Origin of the sequence: Paenibacillus sp. PAMC21692, assembly GCF_014303795.1 — a bacterium.
Lineage (GTDB): Bacteria > Bacillota > Bacilli > Paenibacillales > Paenibacillaceae > Pristimantibacillus > Pristimantibacillus agaridevorans.
The window spans coordinates 2,126,382-2,151,207 of record NZ_CP060293.1; the positions used below are offsets into that span (position 1 = coordinate 2,126,382).

Annotated in this window: 14 protein-coding genes; 7 read left to right on the forward strand and 7 right to left on the reverse strand. The window is 51.3% G+C overall.

All coding sequences use genetic code 11. The annotated features are described in order from the left end of the window. Positions 1–23 precede the first annotated feature (23 nt). From H7F31_RS08500 to bshB2, 6 genes are all read left to right on the forward strand, one after another. A complete protein-coding gene (locus H7F31_RS08500) occupies positions 24–6,206 on the forward strand; it encodes a CehA/McbA family metallohydrolase (protein WP_261800352.1) in 6,183 nt (2,060 codons plus the stop codon). A 38-nt stretch (positions 6,207–6,244) separates the two neighbouring features. Then, positions 6,245–6,976, forward strand: a complete 732-nt coding sequence (locus H7F31_RS08505) for a glycerophosphodiester phosphodiesterase (RefSeq protein ID WP_187103789.1) — start codon at positions 6,245–6,247, stop codon at positions 6,974–6,976. A gap of 91 nt (positions 6,977–7,067) precedes the next feature. Next, entirely contained in the window at positions 7,068–7,871 is an 804-nt protein-coding gene (locus H7F31_RS08510; RefSeq protein WP_261800353.1) for an MgtC/SapB family protein, read from the forward strand. 100 nt (positions 7,872–7,971) lie between these two features. Then, entirely contained in the window at positions 7,972–10,458 is a 2,487-nt protein-coding gene (locus H7F31_RS08515; RefSeq protein WP_187103790.1) for an ATP-dependent helicase, read from the forward strand. A 71-nt stretch (positions 10,459–10,529) separates the two neighbouring features. Continuing rightward, a complete protein-coding gene (locus H7F31_RS08520; protein WP_187103791.1) occupies positions 10,530–10,886 on the forward strand; it encodes a YojF family protein in 357 nt (118 codons plus the stop codon). A 2-nt stretch (positions 10,887–10,888) separates the two neighbouring features. Continuing rightward, positions 10,889–11,530: a bacillithiol biosynthesis deacetylase BshB2 gene (gene bshB2 / locus H7F31_RS08525; RefSeq protein WP_187103792.1), complete on the forward strand. Its 642-nt coding sequence runs from the start codon at positions 10,889–10,891 to the stop codon at positions 11,528–11,530. A 124-nt stretch (positions 11,531–11,654) separates the two neighbouring features. Here the strand turns inward: bshB2 and H7F31_RS08530 are convergent, their stop codons facing one another. From H7F31_RS08530 to H7F31_RS08560, 7 genes are all read right to left on the reverse strand, one after another. Beyond that, positions 11,655–13,166 carry an ABC transporter substrate-binding protein gene (locus tag H7F31_RS08530; RefSeq protein ID WP_187103793.1) on the reverse strand — a complete coding sequence of 504 codons (1,512 nt, stop codon included), beginning with the start codon at positions 13,164–13,166 and terminating at the stop codon, positions 11,655–11,657. Positions 13,167–13,195: 29 nt separating this feature from the next. Next, complete coding sequence (locus H7F31_RS08535; RefSeq protein ID WP_187103794.1) at positions 13,196–13,957, reverse strand: response regulator transcription factor; 762 nt, start codon at positions 13,955–13,957, stop codon at positions 13,196–13,198. Continuing rightward, complete coding sequence (locus tag H7F31_RS08540; protein ID WP_187103795.1) at positions 13,932–15,695, reverse strand: sensor histidine kinase; 1,764 nt, start codon at positions 15,693–15,695, stop codon at positions 13,932–13,934. The genes H7F31_RS08535 and H7F31_RS08540 overlap by 26 nt, the downstream gene beginning before the upstream one ends. A gap of 149 nt (positions 15,696–15,844) precedes the next feature. Continuing rightward, the gene (locus H7F31_RS08545; protein WP_187103796.1) at positions 15,845–17,341 is read right to left on the reverse strand and encodes an ABC transporter substrate-binding protein; all 1,497 of its coding nucleotides are present in this window, start codon (positions 17,339–17,341) and stop codon (positions 15,845–15,847) included. 97 nt (positions 17,342–17,438) lie between these two features. Next, entirely contained in the window at positions 17,439–18,368 is a 930-nt protein-coding gene (locus H7F31_RS08550) for a carbohydrate ABC transporter permease (protein ID WP_187103797.1), read from the reverse strand. Between the two features lie 12 nt (positions 18,369–18,380). Beyond that, the gene (locus tag H7F31_RS08555; protein WP_187103798.1) at positions 18,381–19,337 is read right to left on the reverse strand and encodes an ABC transporter permease; all 957 of its coding nucleotides are present in this window, start codon (positions 19,335–19,337) and stop codon (positions 18,381–18,383) included. Between the two features lie 265 nt (positions 19,338–19,602). Further along, on the reverse strand, positions 19,603–23,202 hold the full coding sequence (locus H7F31_RS08560) for a glycosyl hydrolase family 18 protein (protein ID WP_261800354.1): 3,600 nt from the start codon (positions 23,200–23,202) through the stop codon (positions 19,603–19,605). A 463-nt stretch (positions 23,203–23,665) separates the two neighbouring features. On the opposite strand from H7F31_RS08560, the gene H7F31_RS08565 reads away from it, so the two are divergent. After that, positions 23,666–24,733, forward strand: a complete 1,068-nt coding sequence (locus tag H7F31_RS08565) for an RluA family pseudouridine synthase (protein ID WP_187103799.1) — start codon at positions 23,666–23,668, stop codon at positions 24,731–24,733. Positions 24,734–24,826: the final 93 nt, after the last annotated feature.

Consider the following 24,826-nt stretch of genomic DNA (forward strand, 5'->3'; position numbering starts at 1 on the left):
GCCGAAAAAAGGAGAGGATTTATGTGAAGTCTCAAAGAAGAAGACTGCCTTTTATTGTGCTGGCCTGTATCATTGCGGGGGTTGTTAGTCTTTGTTACGGCATGTTGGTATTCGCGTCTTCGGAGAAAGAAGGTGTTGTTTCTAATAAAGAGCGAGCCGAGTACTTGGGAGCTTCCCTGTTCAAAGGTCACATGCATACCCATACCTCTCTTAGCGATGGGATATTGCTGCCTAACGATGCTTACAATTTTGTGAAAGCAAATACGGATTTTGATTTTTATGCAGTGACTGAACACGATGTGACTTACGACATCAGTACGGGCAGTGATTTTATTACGAATGTACAGGACTCTTATTCAGAAGAATACAAGCTGCTGCATGAGCAATCAGATGCTCACAATCGTGATAACGAATTTATTACGCTGCCTGGCACGGAAGTGACTTGGTATGATGAATCGGGCCATATTAACTTATTTAATGCCCCGTGGTTTGCAAGAACACATGGAGTAGGTGCGGATGGCACTTGGGGCTGGAGCGACATCAAATACGATTTGCCAACCTTTTACGCAAGACTTGCCCAAGATCCTAACGCGATTGCTCAGTTTAATCATCCACGTTCGTCGGGAAATTGGAGCTTTAATGAATTTAAACACTATAACCGGGATGTTGACAGAAACCTGAACATGATGGAATACAAATCCTCCAATGATTTTGCGATCTATACCAAGGCGTTAGATCGAGGCTGGCATGTATCCCCTGTGTTTGGCGGAGACGAGCACAAAGGAAATTGGGGGATGGTACAGCCCCATGTGACCGGAATGTGGGGGGATAATCTCACAAGAGAAGGTCTTTACGAGGCGATGCGAAATCATCGCACCTATGTATCATTTGATCGTAATTTAGAAATGGCGGTTTCGGCAAACGGTCAGATGATGGGGGCGATCCTTCCAGCCGATACAAATGAAATTAGTCTTAATATACGAATAAACGACCCTGATGCTACTGATCATTTGGATAAAGTCGTTGTGTACAAAAACAGCGGCGAAATCGTCAAGGAGTACGGCAATATTGCCGGCAATCCATTTGAAATGCAAGAAACCTTTGCAAGTAAGGATGGGGACTATTTCCTCGTTAGAGCTTTCCAAGGGGACGGCGAAGAAGCTATAAGTGCTCCAATCTGGATTGGCGAGGAAACGAGGGGCACGGTGCATGCGCCTGAAATTACGGTGCAAGGACAATATCCGGAAACGATTAAGCTTGGGGATCAAGTAGAAGTGCTTAGCGCTTCGGCGACGGATAATCGCGGTCAATCTTTATCGGTTGAAGCGATCGTTCTTAATGATAAAGGCGAAGTAGCTGTTGCAAATCGGCAATTCAAGGTCGAGATGTACGGGGAATATTTCATTAAGTATGTAGCAACCGACTCTCAAGGAGATACGCGTGTTGAACTTATCCGATTGCTCGTTGATCAACAAACGCTGGATGCCGATAAAATTTTGAATGAATTTCAACCTATTGTTAATGTAGGTGCAAACGAACATGAAGTTGGCATCAATTTGGTGACGGATAAGGCATTAGAAACGTCGTATGTTCAGTTTAAGCCGGAGTCGGAGGCGACGTGGGACAATGCTGAAGCGGTCCAAGCGGAAGTTTCGTATTTTCAAGTCGCCTATGGCGATACGTTTGCCAAGAGCAACTATCGCGTGCTTGCAGCTCATGAAGCGAACTTAACAGATCTCGATTTAGGGACAACCTATGACTATCGATATGGGGCTTCGCCGACTGGGCCTTGGAGCAGCAGTTATAGCTTCAGGACCGCGCCAGCTACAGAAGAAGCCGTCATGTATGTGATGGGGGATCTTGAAGTTCCGGATCGCAATCCGGAAAGCTTCGGGCTCTTTACGGATATGCTGGACGTTCTGCGGGAAAAAAATGCAAACGGACAGACTGTGATTCAAGTCGGAGACTTGGCCTGGCTGGGCGGCAACCATTATGCTTGGAGCGATGTGTTTAACAACATTTACAACAACGATTTGGGTCTGGTTTCCGCACATATTGTCGGGGATCGCGAACATGCGACGGAGCGAAAATTCGGGCCGTACTCCGGATTTTTTAACCTGCCGAAGAATGGCGGGGGCAGTTATCGGGAAACGAATTATTCATTTGACAATGGCGGTATGCATATTGCTGTTCTGAATTCTATGGTGGATTTCGACAAGCAGCTATCGTGGCTGGAAAAAGATTTGCGGGCAACCGATAAAAAGTGGAAAATCGTCATGGGGCATTATCCTTATTATGGCGGTCAATCCGGCGATGAGACCGGGATGGATATGATGAGAGCGAAATTGTCTCAGGCATTCGAACGGCTTGGCGTTAGCTTGTACATTGGCGGTCATGATCATCTGTATAAACGGACAACGATACGAAACGGTGTAAAAGATATTTCGGAAGAAGCGATGAATCTAGGTACAACTTTTGTGACGGTTGGTTCATCGGGTCCAACGTTCCATGATAATAAATCATTTGACTGGGATCATATCGTTTACGATGAAAATAAGCAGACAGGCGTTATTTTAGAGTCAAACGATCAATCCCTCACTTTGAAAGCCTACAATAGCGATGGTGTTGAAGTTGATTCTTTTACGATTAAACAACCTGAAGATTATTTGAACTTAACGAGCGCCATTATAGAAAATAATGTCTTGAAGGGCGTTGGGGTTCTGAATTACCCGAGCCGGGTTGAACGTGTCGCCGTTATCGCGGAGAAGCGTGATCATACAGGCGAACAGCTGTTGGAGACGGTTATTCAAGAAGCGACATTAGAACATCTCGGACGTGAACAAATCATCCTATTGGACAACCCCCTTGCATTTGGCGATGAACATACGATCGTCGTAAGGTTGGTTAATAATCCAATCGATAGGGAGCCGTTAACGGACCCGTTAATTGCTAAAGAAGGAATGCTGGGCGATGGTTCGGAAGAAAACCCTTATCAAATCAATAGTGCCAGCGGACTTCACAAAATGCAGGAGTTCCCGGACAAACATTTTATTTTAGATCGGGACATTGATGGTTATGGTATGTTTTTTGAAGCAATTGGCGCGAATGACACGCCATTTACCGGGACGTTTGACGGGCGGGGACATTCGATTGCAGGCGTTGTTGTCTCCTCGGGCGGCGCGGGTCTCTTTGCTATTAATGAAGGGACGATTCGAAATGTAGGTATAATCAATGCCGACATTGATGTACGCCGTAGCAACATTGGGATCCTGGTTGATCAGAATGACGGAATCGTGGAATATGCTTACAGCACCGGATCTATTAAAGGGAATTCTACAGTTGGCGGGCTTGCGGGCTTCTCGAACGGTATCGTAAGAAACAGCTATTCCACGGCTCGCGTCATTGCGCGTGGCAAGCAAGCCGGCGGCATTATTGGGATTACCAATCGGGGCAGTGTAACCGAACAGGTCTATGCCATGGGAGCCGTTATAGCAGAAGAATCAAATGCCGGCGGTCTCAGCGGATACGGATATAACAATACGGTCATTAAAAATAGTATGGCATTAAATCCATCTATTGTTACAGGTACTGCATCCAATCGAATTGTCGGCAGAATTTTAGCCGGGGATACAGCCACTTTAGTCAATAATTACGCCGATGAAAATATGTTCGTTAGCAGCGAGAATGTTACAGTGAATGATCCGAACAATGAAAAGGGTCAAGGGGTCAGTTCAATCGTATTCGCGAAGCCGTCCTTTTTCATAGAGACCCTCGGTTGGGATTTCGATTCGATCTGGACCTGGAGTGAAGATGCCAAACGTCCATTGCTGCAAAGTAATTTGGAACAAATTAACGAAGACAATATGCCTAAGCCGAAGCTTGATCAGAACGAAGACGGATATTATATCATCCGTTCGATTAATGAATTAAAGACGATTTCAGAATTTCCAGATGAAAATTATATATTGGAAAACGATCTTGATTTTGATGGGGAGCTTTTTGAACCCTTATTTAAGGGGACGCCTTTCCTTGGCATTTTTGATGGAAATAATAAATCGTTATACAACTTTAAATCGGAAAGCGGCGGCTTGTTCCATCTAAATGGCGGGACGATTAAAAACATAGCTATGGTAGATGCAAGCGTCACTGGCGGGAGTAATATCGGCATACTCGTTAACACGAACAACGGAACGGTAGAAAATAGTTATGCAACGGGTTCGATCGAAGGCTCCAGCACTGTGGGCGGTCTGGCGGGCTATTCCAATGGCATCGTGAGAAACAGCTATTCTACTGCAGATGTAACGGCCCAGCTGAACCAGGCTGGCGGTCTGATCGGAATTACAAACTCAGGCAGTTTGACGGAAAACGCGTATGCATCCGGAGCCGTTCAGGCGCTTAGAAGCAATGCAGGCGGAGTGACCGGCTACGGCTATAATGATACGGTCGTCAGAAACGTTATTGCTCTTAACCCTTCAGTCGTGACGCCGACTATGGCGAACCGTGTGGTGGGACGAGTTCTTGCCGGGCATACCGCAACGCTTGAGAATAACTATGCGTTCGATGGCATGATTGTGGATAAAGAAGGCGAAAGTATCGCCGCTGCCGACAACAGGAAAGGCTTAGGGCTATCCCAACAGCAGGTCGAGGATCCCAATACGTATATCAGCAGATTGAATTGGGAATTTGAGTCGGTCTGGATGTGGAGCGATACGTTGAAGCGTCCGGTATTAAGCAGTAATTCTGAAGAAGCAGGAGTGCCTGCCGTGCCATTGGAAAGAAATGAAGCAGGTTATTACAGAATCAAATCCATTGCTGATTTGAACGTTATGGAAAGCTTCCCGGCGGAAAAATATATTTTGGATCAAGATTTGGATTATTCCGGCCAACCGGCTGAGTCGCTGTTTAAAGTGGTTTCGTTCACCGGCGTTTTCGATGGCGACGGGAAGAAAATAGTGAACTTTCATTCTTCGAGCGGCGGCTTATTCCATCTCAATGGCGGAGTGATTAAAAATATCGCTATGATAGATGCTAACGTCACTGGCGGAAGCAGAATAGGCATACTAGTCAACACGAACAATGGCGAGGTAGAGAATAGTCTTTCAACAGGCTCCATTACAGGCTCCAGCACGGTGGGCGGGCTAGCAGGCTATTCCAACGGTATCGTTAGGAACAGCTATTCTACCGCGGATGTAACCGCCCAGGTAAGTCAGGCCGGCGGACTAATCGGCATTACGAACGCGGGCAGCTTAACGGAAAACGTGTATGCGTCCGGAACCGTTCGGGCGATTACGAGCAATGCGGGCGGAGTGACTGGCTATGGATACAATGATACGGTCGTCAGAAATGTCATTGCTATAGGTCCTTCGGTTACGGCTCCAACGATGGCGAACCGTGTAATGGGACGGGTTCTTGCGGGGCACACCGCCACTCTCGAAAATAATTATGCATTTGACGGCATGATCGTTAATAAAGAAGGTGTTGCTGAGGGAGCATTAACAACGCTTAAAGGATTAGGTCTATCTGAAACTGAGATAGAGACTCCATCCACTTATACAGACCGATTAGGGTGGGACTTTAACGCGATCTGGAAGTGGGATGATGTTGCTAAACGTCCTGTTTTACAATCGGTATTAGAAGGCAACGAAGAAGAGCCAGTTACCCTGATTGAGCTTGAGCTCGAAGGACCGGCTGTGCTAATCGTTGGAGAGAGCGATCAAACGACGACCACTGCAGTATACAGCGATGAAAGCCGTGAAAAGGTAGAGACAGGCGTCACCTATACAAGCAGTGATCCAAGTATTGCGGAGATCAGCGCAAGCGGTGTAGTAACGGCAAAGGCGGAAGGAAGCGTATTTATCACGGCAGAGTATAATGGCCTGATTTCATCCTATGAGCTAATCGTTCTTAAGAAGGAAGTTCAGCCTGAGTTGATTCGGTTGGAGCTTAGCGGAGCGGATCCGCGTATGCAGGCGCATTCTACCTTAAGTTTAGTCCTTACTGCAATCTACGAAGATGGAACAAGGCATACGTTAAGCGATGGCGCAATGTATACAAGCGGCAAGCCGCAGACGGCATCTGTATCTGAATCTGGCGTTGTAACCGCCCACCGTCCAGGTGCGGTAACGATTACCGCATCCTACCAAGGAAAAACGGCTAGCTATAAGGTGAGAATTAACGCAGCGGGCGGTATTTCCTTTACTCCGTAGTTATGCCCCATTATTTCTATATAAATGGAGGAAACAGAATGAAAGCGGCAAAGCCACTTGTAATCGCGCATCGCGGCGCTTCGGCGGAGGCTCCCGAAAATTCTTTAGCGGCATTTATGCTAGGTGTCAGGCAGGGATGCGGTATGATCGAGCTGGATGTTCATCTTACCAAGGATAAGCAGGTCGTCGTTATTCATGACCACACATTGGATCGCACGACTAATGGCGCAGGCGACATCGCTAATCTTAATTACAAAGATATTAAGGGTTATGATTGCGGCAAGTGGTTTAGCGATCAATATGCAGGGGAATATGTTCCTCTGCTTGAAGAAGTGTTGACGAAGGTACCTGCAAATGTACAGTTTAATGTGGAAATAAAAGCGGCCGAAACGCCCGGAATGTTAGAAAGCTTAATTGACGTATTAAAAAAAACGGACCGGATCGGAGGTACGGTCGTATCATCGTTCCATTATGGATGCTTGGCAGAGCTAAAAGTATTATTGCCTGAAATTCGTATTGGTTTGCTTTACGATCTCGAGGCTGCGGATTTCAAAAAGTTCGAGAACGAATCGGGAGTTGAGGTGTTTTCGCTGCATCCGCACCACTCGCTTGTAACGGAAGCCTATATGGACATTGCCTATCATGCGGGCAAAACCGTTTATACGTGGACAGTGGATGAAGAAGCGGATTTGAAAAGACTAATTGAATTGGATGTAGCAGGCATTATTACAAATAAGCCCGAGTTATTAAGAAGGGTGCTGGAACAATAATCGAGCATTAGAAGAAAGGGCCATCTCATGGCCCTTTTCTAATGAATAAATCCCCATTTCCGTGTAGGCAATGGCGAAAGGATGATAGGCAATGTTAATGGAGATGGAAAGCGTGTGGGAGATATCCTGGCTGGATTTAACAATCCGTATGGTTTTATCGGCGCTGCTGGGCGGCCTGATCGGCATAGAACGCGAATGGAGCAACCATGCGGCGGGCTTCCGTACGCATATTTTGGTCTGTCTCGGCTCTACAACCATCATGCTCATGTCTAGCTACGGCTTTGGTCAATTTATCGACGAAGTCAATGTCCGAGTCGATCCTGCAAGGCTGGCGGCGCAAGTGATTAGCGGCATCGGTTTTCTGGGGGCCGGCGCGATATTGCGCAATGGCGATGTGATTAAAGGATTGACGACGGCGGCATCGATCTGGACGGTGGCTGCGATCGGTCTCTGCGTAGGCGCAGGCTTTTATACAGGCGCGTTGGTGTGTACGCTGATGGTGCTGATCAGCTTGTATGTTCTTAACAAGTGGGAGAAGGTGTTGCTGCGCAACCGTCGGTACCAGACCATCGAACTGAAGGTGATGGACAGCCCCGGATTGTGGGGGCGAATTGCCATGGTGTTCGAAGAGAATAACATTCGAATATCGAATCTGATGATCAAGCAGGAACGGATAGAGTTCCGGCGCAGCGACGAAACAACGGATCCTGATGGCGATTGCACAACGCTTCAGTTCAAATTGAAAGGTTTCAAGGCCAGCGATTTTCTGAAGGCGATGGAAGAGATCATGAAGCTCGAAGGCGTTCTGGAGATCGATTCTGAAAGCGTGCTCTTTGTGGACAAGCAGGCTGCCAAGCTCCGGGGCAAGGGCAAAAAGATCCCGGTTTCTTCGTAGCGATATCCGCAAAGACTCCCACCCGTTCAGCCCCCGGGCGCCGATTGTGATACAATAGTGCAACAAGCAAGTCTGAGGGCGGAAAGAGGGCAAGGGGAGCATGAAGGGGAACAACGATTTTCTGTCGCGCAAAAAAAGGGAGCTCGGCGTCGAGCTAAACGAAGTGCAGCGGAAAGCCGTCCTGCAGACGGAGGGACCGCTGCTTCTGCTGGCTGCGCCTGGATCCGGCAAAACGACGACGATGATTATGCGAATCGGCTACATGATCGAAGAGAAGGGCGCGGACCCTTCGCGGATCAAGGCCGTAACGTTTAGCCGGGCGTCGGCGAGGGATATGAGGGACCGGTTCGCCCGGTTTTTCCCCGCGCTGCCTCCCGTCGATTTCTCTACCATTCATAGTCTCGCGTTCGAGATTGCGAGAGAACGGCTGTGGAGAGACGGCACGTCGTATCAGATTATCGAGGGCAGGACCGAAGAAGAAGAGAACGGGGAGGCGCTCGGCGAAGAAGGGCTTCCGCTGCACAAGCGGATCATTCTGCGCAACCTCTTCAAGCGCGTAAACGGCGAGAATATTACGGATGATCAGTTGGAGGAGCTTACGACCTTTATCAGCTACGCTAAAAATCGAATGATTCCCGAGGCCGACTGGGACTCCGTTAAGACGGATGTCACGAATGCCGGCGATATTGCGAGGGAGTATGAGACTTTCAAGCGGACTGGTCATGCAAAGAGGCTCATCGATTTCGACGACATGCTGACGATCGCCGAGGAGGCGCTGGAGCGGGACGCCGCCATGCTGGCGAAGTACCAGCGCCGTTACGACTACGTGCTGACGGATGAAAGCCAGGATACGTCCATGGTGCAGCATGCGATCGTCGAGAAGCTTGTCCGGGGACATCGGAATCTGTGCGTCGTGGCCGACGACGATCAGTCGATCTATAGCTGGCGGGGGGCGGAGCCGTCCTATTTGCTGAACTTCAAGGAGAGCTACCCCAAGGCCGCGATCCTGTTTATGGAGCAGAATTACCGGTCGGACGGGGGGATCGTGGAGGCTGCGAACCAGTTTATCAAGCGGAACAAGAACCGTTATCCCAAAAATATGTTCACGAAGAACGGGACGGGAGACAAGCCCAAGTTCAAGCGAGTCTCGGACTACCGCAAGCAGGCCAAATATCTCGTGAAACGGCTGCAGCGGGAAGAGAAGCTGTCCGAGACGGCGGTGCTGTTCCGCAACAATGCTTCGTCCATCGTGCTGATGAACGAATTCGACCGCGCGGGCATTCCCTTCTATATGAAGGATGCGGACAACCGCTTTTTCTCCCACTGGGTGGTGGAGGACGTGCTCAACTTTATGCGGATGACGTTTACGGATCGGCGCGCGGATTTGCTCGAGCGCATTCATCTGAAGCTGAACGGTTACATCAGCAAACATCAGATGGCGGTGCTCAAGGAAATTGACAACAACGAGTCGGTGTTCGACAATCTGCTGCGGTTCGTCAAGCTGCATGACTACCAGACGAAGCCGATTGCGGATGCCAAAGAGACGTTTCAGGGCATGCGGGGAATGCCGCCAAAGCAGGCGATCGCGGTCATTCGCGGACGGCTGGGATACGAGAAGGCGCTGGAGAAAATGTGCGAGCGACTGGGCTTCCGCAAAGAGTATTTGATCGGCATTCTAAACACGCTGGAGGAAATCGCCGACGGGCTGGAGAGCATGGAGGACTTCGCGGCGCGGCTCAAATATTTGGAGACGTTGCTCCGAACCGCCAAGGGCAGGCGGGGGCAAAATGCCGTCACCTTCTCCACGTTTCATAGCGCCAAGGGACTGGAGTTCGACCGCGTCTATATGGTGGATCTCATTGACGGCATCATCCCCTCGTCGGAAGATGCCAAGTATGTCGGACCGCACAAGAAGGACGGCGGCACGGGCGAGCAGCCTCTAATGGAAGAAGCGGTTCGGCTGTTCTACGTAGGCATGACGCGGGCGCGCCATCATCTGGAGCTGATCTCGTACAGCAAGCGGGACGGCGAAGAGACGGCGGAATCCTCCTTCATGGAGGCGATGCGCGATATCGTGGAGCCGGAGAAGCGTGCGGCGGAGGCGAAAGCCGTCGTGGCCAAGCGGCTGGCGGCTGCCGGAAGCGGAAGGCAAGCAGGAGATGGCGGTGCGCGAGGGCCGGGCGGCAGTGGGAACGCCGCGGGCGAAGAAGGCGTCCGCCGCTGGGCGGGTTCCGCTGGAGGAGGCTCGTCGGCTCGCCGCCTCAAGGCATCGCTGGCTCCCGGCGTGCCGACCGTGACGACGACGGAAGGACGGCCGGGCGGCTCGGGAGCGCAAGGCTCGGGAGCGCAAGGCTCGGGTCGCGGCCGCGACAGCGCGTCGGCTTCGTCTGGGAGCCGGGGCGGCGGGGTTTTGCGCGACCGAACCCAGCTCAAGGCGGGTTTGTCCGTGCATCATCGAGTGTTCGGACCGGGCATCATTGCCAAGGTGGCGGGAGACGGCATAGAGATTCTGTTCGGCGAGACGAACATGAAGTCGCTGTCGGTCGCGATGTGTCTGGACAAAGGTCTGCTGGAGCCAATCGACTAAGTTGTAGTACACTAATAGAGCGAGTCTTGCCACGACAGCAGACCATAGATTAAGAAAGCGAGGTGCTGCCAATGCTTCCGATCGACCCATCGGTCATTCAGCAACGAATTGATAGCATGACGGGAGATCCTCTATATCTCCATTTGGAACAGACGACGGGCGCATATGCCGCACATTTCGATAGTTCCAAGCATCCTGCCGCAAGCTTCATCAGCAATATCATCATCGTTTATTCCCATGGAGGCATCTCCGGGGGCGGCCCTTACCGGGTCGGGCTTAAGATGGCTCAAGGCTGGGTGTATTGCGAGGGACTGACCCATTACGAAGAGACGGAATCGGATCGGCTGATTTTGGCCGGCCATGACAACACGGGCAAGCTGGTCGTTGCGCTGCAACTGAGCCCGGAGCCGTTCGGAAGGGAGAGATAGACATGGCAGAAAAGATATTAGTGCTGCTGCCGCATCCGGACGACGAAGCGTACGGCATGTCCGGAACGCTGGCACTGTACGTGCGGGGGGGGGCCCAAGTCACTTACGGCTGCCTGACGCTCGGAGAGATGGGCCGCAATATGGGCGTTCCGCCGTTCGCGAGCCGGGTGACGCTTCCGGCCATCCGCAAGCTGGAACTGGAGGAGTCTTGCCGTGCCATCGGCATTCAGGACCTCCGACTGCTCGGTTTCCATGACAAAACGATCGAATTCGAAGAGCCCGACCTGCTGGAATCGGTCATCGCGGGACTGCTGGATGAGGTTCGCCCGACATTGGTCTTTACCTTCTATCCCGGCTACAGCGTCCATCCCGACCATGACGCTACCGGTGCGGCGGTCGTACGGGTGATTGGCAGGATACCTGCCGAGGATCGGCCCAAGCTGCTGTGCGTCGCTTTCTCCAAAGACCATATCGTCGCGCTGGGCGCGCCCGATGTTCAATACGACGTGCGTGAGACCTTGCCGCAGAAGGTGGCTTCCATCTCCGCGCATCGATCGCAGTTCCCTTCCCCGGCCAAGATGTCGAAAGCCGATTTGGTGGAGCGGTTCGGCACGGAGCGTTTCTATACGTACAAGTTTCAATAATAAGCAGTCCAAACAAAAATGGGTTATCCCTCCGTTTTCGATCATCGCGTCGAGACGGAAGGATAACCCTTTTTTTCTTAACGGCTCGCAAGCGTACTCGGCGTTTCGGATTTTGGAATCACCTTCAGGTGTTTGTAGGCCGCGCATTCAGCTGCTTCTGTACGTTCAACCTTACCTCTTCGATGCCTGCTTGCTTTAGCTCCTCGTTAAACTTGGGGAGGATCGAGTCGACATCGACGGTACCGGTCATTAGACTGGAATAATATTTCCTCCATACCCCTTCGATGTTTTCAATTTGGACGGTCAGCTTGGATAGATCGGGAGTAAAGCCGAGCACGGCAGACTTGACGGTTTCGGCATTGTACTCACGAAATTGGTCCCATTTATCGAGTGGTTCCGGACTATCGCCCCCCATGGTTCTCAGGATAAACCAGTTGCCCTGCGTATATTGAACTCCCGCATAGCTCGCCGGCGCATCCGGAATCGGGTTGCCATGGCTGTCCCTGCCGGGAATCGGGATCGCTTGCCCTTGTTCATTGAGTCTGTAATGCACCCCTTCGATCCCGTAATTAAATAAGTTTCTTATTTCGGGATCGGTATTGAGCAGATTGAGAAACTGGATGCTTTCAACGGGATGTTTGGTGTTTGCATTGACGGCCATGATGCCTCCTCGTACCGCCTCTGTCGTGACGACGCTGGGTGTTACGGGATTCGATACAACCTTGTAGCCGCGATCCTTGCTCCAGGTAGTCTCCGAGAGCGGCCCGCCGCCGGAGGATTTCCAAAACACTTTTTCCCCGCGCTTAAGTCCGCCAGGCTCCCGGAGAGCCGCGTCTTTGTTAATAAAACCCTCTTTATAATAACGCCGCAACGTATCCAAAACCTGCCGTGCTTCCTTTGTTTCGAAGATATTTACGACCTCGGCGTTAGGATCCAGCGATTTCACCATTAAGGGAATTTTATGGTTCATGACATATTCGTAGCCATAGAGAGCAAAGAAATTGTGCGAATCCCGATCCAGCTCCATGGGGAGATATTCAGGTTCATTTTGCTGTATCATCCGGAGCAAAGGTTCAAGCGATTCCAGCGTATTGTACTTCGTAATGTCGATATCGTATTTTTTTACGATGGAAGCGGGGTACATCCAATGGTCGCGGACGGCCAGTTCTTTATTGGTCGGCACGCCGTAGATGCCTCCGTCGTTCATTTGCGCTCCTTGCCAAAAGGTAGGGTCTATGGTGTCGTACAAATCCTTGCCCAGGCTTGCGAGATAGTCGTCAAGCTTTAACCATGCGCCGCGCATGGCGGTAGCCGCATAGTTGGGCGCAAAAGCGATGTCGAAAGGCGACCCGGCGGATATAAGCGTGTTCAACCGTTCTTCATACTCCTGCCAACCAATCTTGATATAAGTGATCGTCACGCCGATTTTGCGTGCCATGATTTCGTTTATTTTATCGTTTACGAGCTTTAGATCCTTGTCGGGTTCGCCAATCGTGTAATAAATCAGATTAACGGTTTCGCCGTCATAGTGATCGTAGTATCTGCCAGACTGCCTGGAGCAACCGGTCGTATACGCTGCAAGCAGCAGGATAAGACTGATTGTCAACATACATTTGCGGGTAGAGTGCGTGAGCATCGATAATCTCCTTTCCGCCAAGCTCGTCGTTAACCTTTTCCCCGCAGATCCGTGGGAGATTTTCCAAAATAGCTATGAAAGTGCATATAGAAATAATTGAGATTGTTATAGCCGACGGAAAGCGCGATAGAAGAGATCTTTTCATCCGACGCTTGAATTCGTTCTTGCGCGAGGAGCATTCGGTAAGCCATAAGATATTCCGAAAATTTCATTTCGGATTCTTTGAGAAATAATTGTCCAAGATATGTGCTGTTCATCTGAAAGCGCTCCGCGATCGATTTTAAGGTAATATTTTGCGTATACTCCGTTTTAATCATCAACAGAATGCGGTTGAGCAGCTTTGATAAGCTGTCATAGCTTACTCCTAGCACGGGATCCTTGTTCAAGCTTTCGTTTCTTGCATTGCCGATCGTGCCATGGAGATCCTCGACGATGATTTTTTCTATCACTCGCTGCAGCTTTGTACGGTCTACGGGCTTGAGCAAGTAGTCTTTGACGCCGCAACGAATCGCTTCTTGGGCATACGTGAATTCGCTATACCCGCTCATGATGACATATTTGGTTGGGATTTGGAGCTCATTGAGTCGGAAGATCGCTTCATAACCAAGATTTTTGCCAATGCACACATCAAAAATAGCGACATCCGGCTGCACATCCACAACCATGGACATGGCTGCCTCCGTGGATTCGCATGTATCGATCCGACTGAACCCGTATTGCTTCCAGTCCAAGATACGCTTCATTCCCTCCAAAATCTGAGGTTCGTCATCGATAATCAACAGTTTGTACATGTTCGATCACCTCTTTTGAAATCCGTGCGGAAATTTTAACGCCAGCTTCCTCGTTATTTTCGATTTCGATAGAAAAGCTTTTGCCATAAAAGAAGTGAAGCCTTGTATAGACGTTGCGTAAACCGATACTGTCGGAAGAAGGATCGTCATGGCTCGAAAGCGTTTTTTGAACCGCATGCAGTCGGTCCGCATGAATACCGTGCCCGTTATCCACGAACTCCAATATATAATGTTCTTCAGCTTCCCAGCCGTTAACGACATACAAGTTAAACTCGCTGCCGGCGTTAAAGCCATGGACGAAAAAGTTTTCGGCCAATGGCTGCATCCAAAATTTTACGGTAGGGATCGAGAGCAAGGCCTGGTCTACATTAACTTGATAAAAAAACCGTCCCGGATACTTAAACTCCATAATTTCCAAGTATTTCTGCAACAATTCGAGTTCGCTTGCAATCGGGATGATATTTTCCTTTTTGACAATTTCGCGAAAGAGCGCTCCTAGCGTGGCGATGGCATCGGCGGTGTCCCTGTCTTGATTAACAAGGGCGGTAGAACGGATAACCTCTAACGTATTATAGAGAAAATGAGGATTGATTTGGTTCTGAAGCGCTTTCATTTCGGTTTCTTGCTGTTTGAGCTTTAACAAATATTCATTGCGGATATGTTTATCCAATTGTTGAATCATATCGTCTAATTCCCTTGCGATCATGCCGTATTCGTTGCGACGGTAACGGGCAGGGCGATTGGGGGTGAAATTGGCCGTTTTTACGCGTCCGATCGATTGAATGATACGGTGCAAGAAGCGGGAATCATCTCGCAGATTATACACGATGAGCAGCAGTACGCTGATCATGGTCGTTAAGACGATCAGAAAGACGGTAATCAGCATGTTGGCATGCTGCCTGATGAGCATAGATAAATCGACGATGCTTACGAATTTGAAATTGAACTTGGTGGACGTAAAGGCGATAAAAAAGTTATGATCTAAAAATCCTTGCGAGATATAACCATGACCGGGACCGTTCGCCGCTGCTAGACGGGATAATTCCTTTAACTCTTGGTCCTGTTCGTTGCCGATCAGGTAGATCTCGCGGGAAGCGCTGACTGCAGCGGCCTTCCCCAAACGATAATTGGCTACGGATTTAAAAATTTGATCGCTGCTGACCAAGAAACGAAGCTCCCCTAATTCTTTGGAGCCCTGTGCCGGATCCGATAATTTTTTGCGGTATACGAATCCCTTTAAAAGGGTATCGCGAAAAGCTTCGTCCGTATTGGGAATACCGAACTTGTAGCTTGCGATTCCGTTATCGCTAAAGCGTACGACATTGCCGTATTGGTTCGTATGCAGACTCACCTGCGTGATCCCGCCTTGCGCCCAGTGGTACAGGTAGGTTTTAATATCCTCCGGAAAGGATACCCAAGGCTGCGAGAATTGGCTGTTTTGCAGACTGTCGGTTAAATAGCCTTCGACGCTGCTGCTTAAAAAGCTGCGCGCATCTTCCATCAGACTATGATTGGAGTAGATGCGCTGCATGTAGGCCTCGATACGGTCGGCATCATACTGGAGCTCGTTCTCTACGCTCGCGAAAGCATTAGCGGCTTCTAACCGGGCATCGCCGATCCATTGATTCAGCAGCATTGCGCAGGTCAGAAGGCCAAGCGTAAGACCAATGATCACGACGAAGATGACATAGGCAATAAACTTGTAACGATAAATTTTTATTTGCAGAAAAGAGCCCATAGAACACCTCGATTGCGGCAGCTCAAAGGAAGCAGGTAATTACCCTACTACTTTATCATGATTGGCGAAAGCTTCATAGACAGCAAGATAAACAAGAAACAAGCATCCCATACAAAGTGTGTCTTCATATGAGATGCTTATTTTTTTATTTATTTGAAGTAGGCGTTAATTTGCTCTTGAGCGGCTTTCATAATCGTGTCCATGCCGGCGGACTTTAATTCCGCAGTAATCTTTGGAATCATTTTCTCCGGGTCGGATGCGCCCGTAATGAGTTCATATTTGTATTTATCCCATACCGCTTGGGAATTCGCCAACTCGGTCTGAATATTGCTGATGTCCAGCGCGAACCCGAGTACAGTGGAAGATATCGCCGCATCGTTCAGCTTTTTAACCTGATCCCATTGATCCTCGGGAGCGCCTTTGGTAACCGCCAGGTTAAAGAATGTGCCTTGGGAGTAAGCAGCCAGCGGCCAAGTATCCGAAATGCGCTCGATTACCTTCTCGCCATTTACGTTTTTATAGTCTACGTCCAACTCGCCGAAGGCCAGCATATTGCGCAATTTTGGATCCGTATTGACCAATTCGAGGTACTTCAGAGCTTCTTTTTTGTATTTCGAATTGGCGGAAATCGCGTTCAGGGAGCCTTGGATCGTGCTCGTTGTATAGATCGGCCCGAAGTGCTGAACCATACTATACTTTTCTACGGCATCATTGATTTGCCAGCTTACTTCTGCACCAGGGAAAGCCTGAGCGGCAAAAAATGCTCTGCCTTTGTCATTTTCGGTTTTGGTCGGAGCATCCGGGTTGATAATGCCATCTTGATACCATTGATGCAGGAGCTTTAAATTGGCCATAATGTCAGGCTGCTCGAGAACGGAGACGACCGTGCGCGATTCATCGTCTGTTCTTACACCAATTGGAGCGAAGCCCAGCGTTAAATCGTCATAAGTGTTAAAAAATCCGTTTAAGCCTTCGCCTTGCGTCATTGGCAACGGGTAGAAGCTTTTGCCTTCGCCAGACTTCATGCTGCGCAGCGGCCCGTCAAGGTCCTGCAGCGTTTTGATGCTGTTAATATCGATATTGTATTTTTGCACGTACTTATCGTCGTACACCCAATATTGCGTTAGCGATGAGTCCTTATAGGTTGGAACGGAATAATATTTGCCGCCGATTTTCGTGCCGTCCCATACCTTTTCGGGAATCAATTTATATAAGTCGGGCGTTTCGCTCTGAACCAGATCCGTGATATCGGCAAAAGCCCCCATAGCCACCTGTTTGCTGTATTTGCCGCTGTTTGTGAACATGATGTCAAAGGGTTCGCCCGTATTCACGATGGTGTTTATTTTGGTATCCCATTCGCCCCAGCTGGCTACTTTGATATCGATTTTTACGCCGATTTTTTCGGCCGTGTACGCATTCATGGCATCGACGGCTTTGTCGAAGTTGTTAGGGACTTGGCCGCCAATGAGCCACCAGACCAATGTCGGAATTTCCTTGCTGGGCGCTTCGGTTTTCTTAGGCGCGTCCGTGGCAGACTGCGGTTCTTTTGTTGCGGAAGGCGTGTTCGAGCCGGAGCAGGCTGCCAAGGCGGCCACCAGCAACGTGAGAATGCAAAGCGTAGAGACGAGCTTCCAAGACTTCTTCATTTCATTTCCCCCTTTTGGAAGTGGTATGGCTGTAACGGTCGTGCGTTGATCTATGAGAAATCCTCTATCGAGGCGTCTCAATGATGTGGTTTATTTCTCATCCTTTGACGGCGCCGATCGTTAGTCCGGAAATAAAATATTTCTGAAAGAACGGGTAGGCGAAGGCTACAGGCAAAACGATGATAATGGCTACGGCCATGCGCGCGGATTCCTTCGGCATCGTTGCGACAAGCACGGCGTAGCTGACGCCCATGCTCGCGGCATTTTTGGCAAGCGCGTCCACATTGCTCATCAAGCTATTTAACAGCGCCTGCAGAGAATAGAGGTTCTGGTTGTCGATATAGAGCATCGATTGGAACCAATCATTCCAATAAGAGAAGCAGAGGAACAGTCCGATGGTAGCAATGACCGGCAAGGAAATCGGAAGGATGATGGAAAAGAAGATCCGCTGTTGGCTCGCGCCGTCTATTTCGGCAGATTCGACCAGTCCGTCGGGAATCGTGCTTTTAAAGAAGGTTTTGCATATGATCACGTTGAACGACGACACGGCCAGCGGCAAAATAAGTGCCCAGACGCTATCTTTTAGCCCTAATAAATTTGTGTTGATGAAGTAGCTGGATACCAGGCCGCCATTAAATATCATGGGGATAAAGACAACCCAAGTCAGGAAGCCGCGCAGCTTGTAGGAGGGGCGTGAAAGCGCATAGCCCATGGTGGTGGTAAGCAATACGCCAATCACGGTGCCTGCCACGGTAACTAGCGCGGATACGCCGAAAGCCCGCAGAATCATGGTTCCTTGCTGTACGACAAAGGCGTAGGCCTCTCCCGACATGGCAACCGGAAACAAGTGGTAGCCCGACTCGCGTATGGAATTTTCGCTGGAAAGGGAGATGGATAAAACAACAATGACGGGTATGACGCAGAGCAGCGCCAAGATGATAAAGTTCAGGTTAAAGAGGATGTCTACGGCTTTGCTGGTACGGTTGAATTTTTCAAGGCCCGTTTCGTAAGTCGTTCTCGTCGACAATGTCTTACCCCCTTACATCATCGCGCTATCCGGATCAATTTTACGCACGATCCAATTAGCGGCCAAAATCGTTGCGCAACCCAGAACGGACTGCACGAATGCGGCAGAAGCTGCCATCCCCAAGGTAGCGGACTTGAGTTGTTTGTATACCATGACATCGATTGTGGTAGACACGTTGAACAGCGAATTGGAATCTCGCGTGACCTGGTAGAACAGGCCAAAATCGGTGTAGAAGATACGTCCGACCGCCAAAATGAACAGCATGACGATAACGAGCTTGAGCATCGGCAACGTAATGTACCTCGTCTGCTGCCAAATGGATGCGCCATCAATCACGGCCGCTTCATAATAGGTGCTGTCAAGGCTTGTGATCGTTGCCAAATAAATGACCATGCCATAACCTAAGCCCTTCCAAACATGAAGCAGAATCAGAAAGTACGGCCAGTATGCCGGTTCCATGTACCAGTTAACGGGATCGCTGCCTGCACTCGCAAGTATTTGGTTGAGAATCCCTTTATCGAAACTGAGGAACGCCCAGCCTACGGCGGATACGACAACCCAAGATAGGAAGTAGGGGAGGAACATCATGGTCTGATAGATTTTGCTTGCTTTGCGATTGTGGAGCAGGCCGATCATAATCGCAAATAGAACGGGAAGCACGATGCCCAGAACGATAAAAATAATGTTGTATCCGATCGTATTTCGAATAATGATCCAAGCGTCGTTCGACGTAAATAAAAACTCGAAGTTTTTGAAGCCGACCCAAGGGCTGTTAAATACGTTGCTCAAGAAGCCGCCGCTAATCCTGAAGTTCTTGAAGGCGATAATGATTCCAAACATAGGCAGGAAACAGAACAATAGGTACCAAATCGTCGTGGGCAGTGCCAAGAGGGTCAGTTCCGTATCCTGCTTGCGCCAACGAAATTGCGAGCGCTTTCTTTTGTCGTGGCGTTCGGTTGCCATACTCATGTCTGTCGCTCCTTCCGGTGTTTCTCCTGCTTGCCCCCTATTGTATAATGGATGGATTCGATGCTTCTAGACAACAAACTTGATACTATAGTCAACAAACGTTATGTACCTGTTGATTATGGACGAGTGCGGCTGGTCGGAGACTGCTGTAAATCAAAAAAAGCGGTGCAGGGATAGTCTCCTGGCACCGCTTTTTTTAAGTTTTTTAATGATTTCGATCAAGGTACGCTACATTTTAAGAAGATGAATCTGCCGTCGTGAGCTACTACAAGCTCTCCAGCATTCGAATGACGGCCACGGTCGCCTGTGCCCTGGTGACGTTCGTCGTTGGACTGAACGCCGTCCCGGAGACGCCTCTCAGAATGCCCAGCTGCGCAAGCCATGCGGCCGCATCTCGAGCATATCCCGCGATAGCGTCGCGGTCGCCGAAGCGATCCAGTCGGGCGGCATCTGCGCTGCCCTCGAGTCCCGCGAAGGAAAGCGCCCGTCCCAGCACGACGGCCATGTCTTGGCGCGTGATGTTGCCGTTCGGATCGAAGACGCCGTCCGACTTGCCAGCGATCAGCCCCGCCGCTGCAGCGGCGGCAATGTCGCCGGCGAATGCGGAGTCCGGATCTACGTCGCCAAAGACGATTTCCCCTTGACTCGGCAGTATGCCGAGCGCTCTTGTGATCATGGAGACGAATTCGGCGCGGGTAATTGCATCCGCCGCTCCGAATCTCGTCTCGCTCTTGCCGGCGATAAGCAGACTCGCCGTCGCAAGCTCAATAGCGTCTCGGGCCCAGTCCATGGCGACGTCCTCGAATTCGAAGCCGGTTACGGCTACGGTGTAGATGCTGTTGCCGTCACGAGTCAGCTCCACCGTAATCGTGCCGTCCTCATTCTCCGTCGCAGTAGTGGCGACGGGACGGAATTGTCCGCTCTCCGGCAAGTAGAGAACGCCGATGAGTCTGTGGCCGTCCGCGTCCGCGCCATCCAGCGTGAAGCTTCGCTTCAACAAGCTGCCGCCGAAGTCGGTTATTTCCTCATACTGGCCATCATCCTTCTTAGCCGCAATGATGAAGTCGATCGGCTCCGCGAGAAGCGTGATGCCAGCGGCTTTCGCGTCTTCTTCGATGCTTCCCGCTGCGTCTCCGGCTGGCGGGGCAAGCGTGATGCGAATATCCGCTCCATGCTGCAGTGCGCTGGCGGGTATGGCATAGGCGACGCCGCCCCAAATGATCGTCAGCCCCGCGTCTTCGCCTTTGTCGGCAATCGCCTCCGCGACGGCTTTCGGCAGAAGCACCTCCACGCTGTCCGCCGCGGCGTCGGCCGTTATTTTAAATGCAGCGGATTTGTTACCCTTGATGGTATTAAGAGCAAGATATTCCTGTACCGAGATCGTCAGCTTGCCGTTCTGCTTCGATACGCTGCCGTCGAGCTCGTTCTTATCCTTGACTGGCGGCGCGGGCGGCACGTAGGAGACAGGAGCATCCGTCGTAACGGTTATCACGCTTGCGGGGGATACTTCTCCGATGCTCTCCCCATCCTTAGAAACGGCGAGGACATAGACGGAATAGCTCGTGCTTGCCGACAGGCCTTCAAGATTGAAGGATGTGCCTTCCGTCGCGTCGATATATTTGCGGTTCACGAAAATCTCGTAACCGTCGGCTTCATTGACGGAGTTCCACTTTAATTGCGCGTGACTGCTGCTTTTGCCCGCAATCGCAAGTCCGGCCGGCGCCGGGAGCGCTTCCGCGTTCGCCGTCCCGTCTAGGGGAAGATCATGCGCCAGCTGATTTTGCAGCGTGCGGTTGCGGTCGCCGCTCACTTCCCAACTCATGACGCCAGCGAGATTCAGAGATTTAACGAGGGAGGCGTTGTATTTCATGGATGTATCGTCGTTGTAGGTAATGAACGTGCCATTCTCCTCGTTCCAGAGGTAGGCTGTTTTGGACGCGGCGTTCCAGTGTTTCTCGTAACCGTTTTTGCCGGCGTAATTGTTCTCCAAGTCCGCTACGTCGAAGACGCCGGCTTCCCAGGTGCCGCTTGGAATAGTCGTGCAGGTGCCGTACTGGCCTCCGTCCGAGCAGCCCGCCCAGCCCTTGCCGTAGAACGGAATGCCCAGCACAAGCTTCTCGGCCGGAACGCCGCCGTTTAAATGTCCGACCGCGCCGCCGCTTACGTTGTTGCGAGCCGCGTAATCCATGGGATGGCTGCCGTCATGATAGAGCGGAGCGTTATGATGCGCGAACAGCTCCCAGTTGCCGCTGTAGTCGTAGGTCATGATGTTGATATAGTCCAGATAGGCGGAAGAGTTCGCCAGATCCGCGTTCACGACGAAGTTGTCGCCTTGGCCGGACGCGATGGTGAGCAAATAATAACGACCGTCCTCGGAGCCGGCGGCGTCGAACGCTTCGCGTATCGTCTTCATGAGCAAGGTGAAATTGACGTTGTCCTCGGGAGAGTGCGCGTTATCCTCTTCGCCGCCCTCCACGGGGTACTCCCAGTCGATGTCGAGGCCGTCGAGGCCATATTCCCGGATGAAATTCACGGCTGAGTTCGCGAACGTGCGTCTGGTCAGCTCCGTTGCGGCTACGGGCGAGAAATTGTTCGACCACGACCAGCCGCCTACGGATACAAGCAGCTTTAAGTGCGGGTTCTCCTCTTTGATGGTTTTGAAGCTCGCGAAGTTTCTAGGATCAAAGTCGGCGTCGCCCAGGATCACTTCGCCGTCATGAACGTAGTCGCTCTGCAGCGGAATATTCCCGTTTTGGCACGCCGTCGCGCCGGAGCCGAATTTCTTCCAGCACAGATCGGCGAATGCGTAATTGATATGGGTAAAGTTGTCGTAATCGACATCCTCCGGCTTGAAGTTGCGTCCTTGCTCGGATAGCGACCAGGCCGTGTAATACGTGACGTTGGTGTATTCCGCGCCGGGCACGGCGGAGAGCGTCTCGCTGATCGGGGATTCCCAGAGCTGGTTCGCGGCCCGCACCGTGAAGTCGTAGGACTGTCCTTCCGCCAGGCCGGAGGCTGTCAGCCGAGGCTCGGATGTCGTGCCGATAACCGTGCCGCCCTGATAGACGGTGTATAACGTCGCGCCGGGAACGGGCGCCCAGCCGAGATTTACCGTATCGCGGTTGGCGGTAATGACTTGCAGATCGGACGGCGCGGCGAGCTCGCCCCAGATCAGGTCGATCTCGTTGCTGTTCGCGGACACTCGCGCGTTCGCGGGATCCTGGGCGCCGAGATAGAAGTTGAGCGCGGCGCCGGCGACCCGTTTCTCCTCGGGGATCGTGTAGGTCATGGCGTTGTCCGTACCGTTCCATACGCCGGCCTTCCAGTCGCCGTCCATGTAGAGATCATAACCCGTTGCCTGAGGGCTGGTCGTCCAGCCGAAGGTGATGCCGGTTTCCGTAATGTCGGATACCTTAAAGTTTTGCGGCGGCGTCAGCGGCGCTTCCTTGTATTCGCTCATGTCGGCCGTTGTCGTGAATTCCAGCACGTTGCTCTTATGCGCAAGCGTTGCGGGCCGTTCGTACCATGTAATATAGATGCGGTAAGTGGTCTCGGGCGTCAGTCCGCCTAACGCGTGCGTCCAGCGGTTGCCCCAAGTCAGATAGGAATTGGTATCGGCATCCCAGATGTCGATATCGTTAGGATGCTGCGGATCCTGATCGTTGCCGATGAAGTCCCATTCGAACGTTGCCATGTTGTGGGACAAGTCGACGATGCGGAGATTTTGCGGTGCTGCGGGATCTTGCCCGGGCGGTTCGTCCGCGGCATTAATGGCGGCGGGGGCGTAGAGGAGGCTGACTAGCAAAGCGAGACATAACGACAGGACGGTCGGCTTCGCGAACAGTTTGCGGTTTGACGTATACACCAGATCACCTCGAATGTTTTTTTTCGAAAGGATGTTGCAGCCATGCTTAGGCTTGCGCAAGATCTAGGTGAGAGGATTGAGTGGGAGCGGTTTTGTGGTTTTGTGGTCTAGTGGTTACGGCCTCCTTTGTTGGCATTTTGCAAAATAATTGTGGTCAACTTCTATCATGGGACGAAGAAACGATTTCAGGAAGGGGGAGATTTCCATAATGAGAGGGAGAAAATTTCGTGATACGCATATTCATGATCATTACAATCGGAATAATGATTGAAAATTCGACTTTCGACGACAGATGTCGGCACAATATGTGAAAACCATGGCGTTAAAAGGGAGGAGGCGGATCATCGATTTTGCCGGGACGGATGGCTTGCCCCAGCCAGCCCGCCATAGCATTCGCGGCGCGAAAATGATATAGTTGACACGAATCAAGACGAACGTTTTTTTTGGAAGCAGGAGGCCCCCCATGAAGCAGAAGAACAGAAGTAACCCGCCTAAAGCCAGCCGCCCGAATACCAACCGCCAGGGTGCCAGCCGTCCAAGTGCGAGCCGTCCGAATGCCAGCCGCTCGAATGCCGGTCGCCCGAGTGCCGACCGCCCGAATGCCGGCCGTCCGAGTGAAGGCCGCCCGAGTGCGAGCCGCCCGAATGCCAACCGGTATACCGTGAAGGAAACGACGGAGCTGCTGCTTTTTCTCATCCATACATCCAAGCTTGGCCGCAATTCCGCGAAATCGATGTTGGCCCGCGGGCAAGTGTCGGTCGACAATGCGGTCGTAAAAGAGTACAACCATCCCCTTGAGCCCGGGCAGATCGTCTCCGTCAGCAGGGAGCGAGTGGTGGAGGAAACGCCACTCGTCGGTCTCGCCATCCTGCACGAGGACGAGGATATTATCGTCATTCGAAAGGATGCCGGGCTGTTGTCGATCTCGACAGGCCAAGACAACGAAATCACCGCTTATCGCCAGCTTATGGCGCATGTCCGGGCCAAAGATCCCAAGAGCCGGATCTTCGTCGTGCACCGCTTGGATCGAGACACGTCGGGCGTGATGATGTTTGCCAAAAGCGAGAGGATCCAGCAGCAGCTTCAGAACGCTTGGCAGGAAGCCGTCAAGGAGCGCTCGTATGTTGCGTTGGTCGAAGGCAATGTGAAAAAAGCGGAAGGGACGATAACGTCCTGGCTGCGAGAGAGCAGCACGCTCAAGATGTACTCCAGCCAGCGGCAAGGCGATGGGCAGCATGCCGTGACGCATTACAAAACGCTTCAAGCCGGCACTGCCTACACGTTATTGGAGGTACGGCTCGAGACCGGACGCAAAAATCAAATTCGCGTCCATATGGAGGATCTCGGGCATCCCATCGTAGGTGACAAAAAATACGGCTCCCGGTCCAAGGTGCTCGGCAGGCTGGGCTTGCACGCTCGCGTGCTGGCTTTCTCCCATCCGACTACGGGCGAGCTGCTGCGGTTCGAGACGGATATTCCGAAGTCGTTCCTGGCGCAGCTCCGTCCGCCGTCCTCCGAGACGAGGAGATAACGAAGAGAGCGCAGCTGCCCTCTATTTACAAGTAACTAGAGGGTAGTTCTACAAGTCTATAGGAAATAATTCAAGCTTCTGATACGATGTCAG

Excerpts from the sequence above, each read along its gene's own strand:
- H7F31_RS08505 (WP_187103789.1), top strand. The coding sequence starts at position 6,245 with ATGAAAGCGGCAAAGCCACTTGTAATCGCGCATCGCGGCGCTTCGGCG.
- H7F31_RS08520 (WP_187103791.1), top strand. The coding sequence starts at position 10,530 with ATGCTTCCGATCGACCCATCGGTCATTCAGCAACGAATTGATAGCATG.
- bshB2 (WP_187103792.1), top strand. The coding sequence starts at position 10,889 with ATGGCAGAAAAGATATTAGTGCTGCTGCCGCATCCGGACGACGAAGCG.
- H7F31_RS08530 (WP_187103793.1), bottom strand. The coding sequence starts at position 13,166 with ATGCTCACGCACTCTACCCGCAAATGTATGTTGACAATCAGTCTTATC.
- H7F31_RS08510 (WP_261800353.1), top strand. The coding sequence starts at position 7,068 with ATGTTAATGGAGATGGAAAGCGTGTGGGAGATATCCTGGCTGGATTTA.
- H7F31_RS08555 (WP_187103798.1), bottom strand. The coding sequence starts at position 19,337 with ATGAGTATGGCAACCGAACGCCACGACAAAAGAAAGCGCTCGCAATTT.
- H7F31_RS08515 (WP_187103790.1), top strand. The coding sequence starts at position 7,972 with ATGAAGGGGAACAACGATTTTCTGTCGCGCAAAAAAAGGGAGCTCGGC.
- H7F31_RS08535 (WP_187103794.1), bottom strand. The coding sequence starts at position 13,957 with ATGTACAAACTGTTGATTATCGATGACGAACCTCAGATTTTGGAGGGA.
- H7F31_RS08565 (WP_187103799.1), top strand. The coding sequence starts at position 23,666 with ATGAAGCAGAAGAACAGAAGTAACCCGCCTAAAGCCAGCCGCCCGAAT.
- H7F31_RS08545 (WP_187103796.1), bottom strand. The coding sequence starts at position 17,341 with ATGAAGAAGTCTTGGAAGCTCGTCTCTACGCTTTGCATTCTCACGTTG.
- H7F31_RS08540 (WP_187103795.1), bottom strand. The coding sequence starts at position 15,695 with ATGGGCTCTTTTCTGCAAATAAAAATTTATCGTTACAAGTTTATTGCC.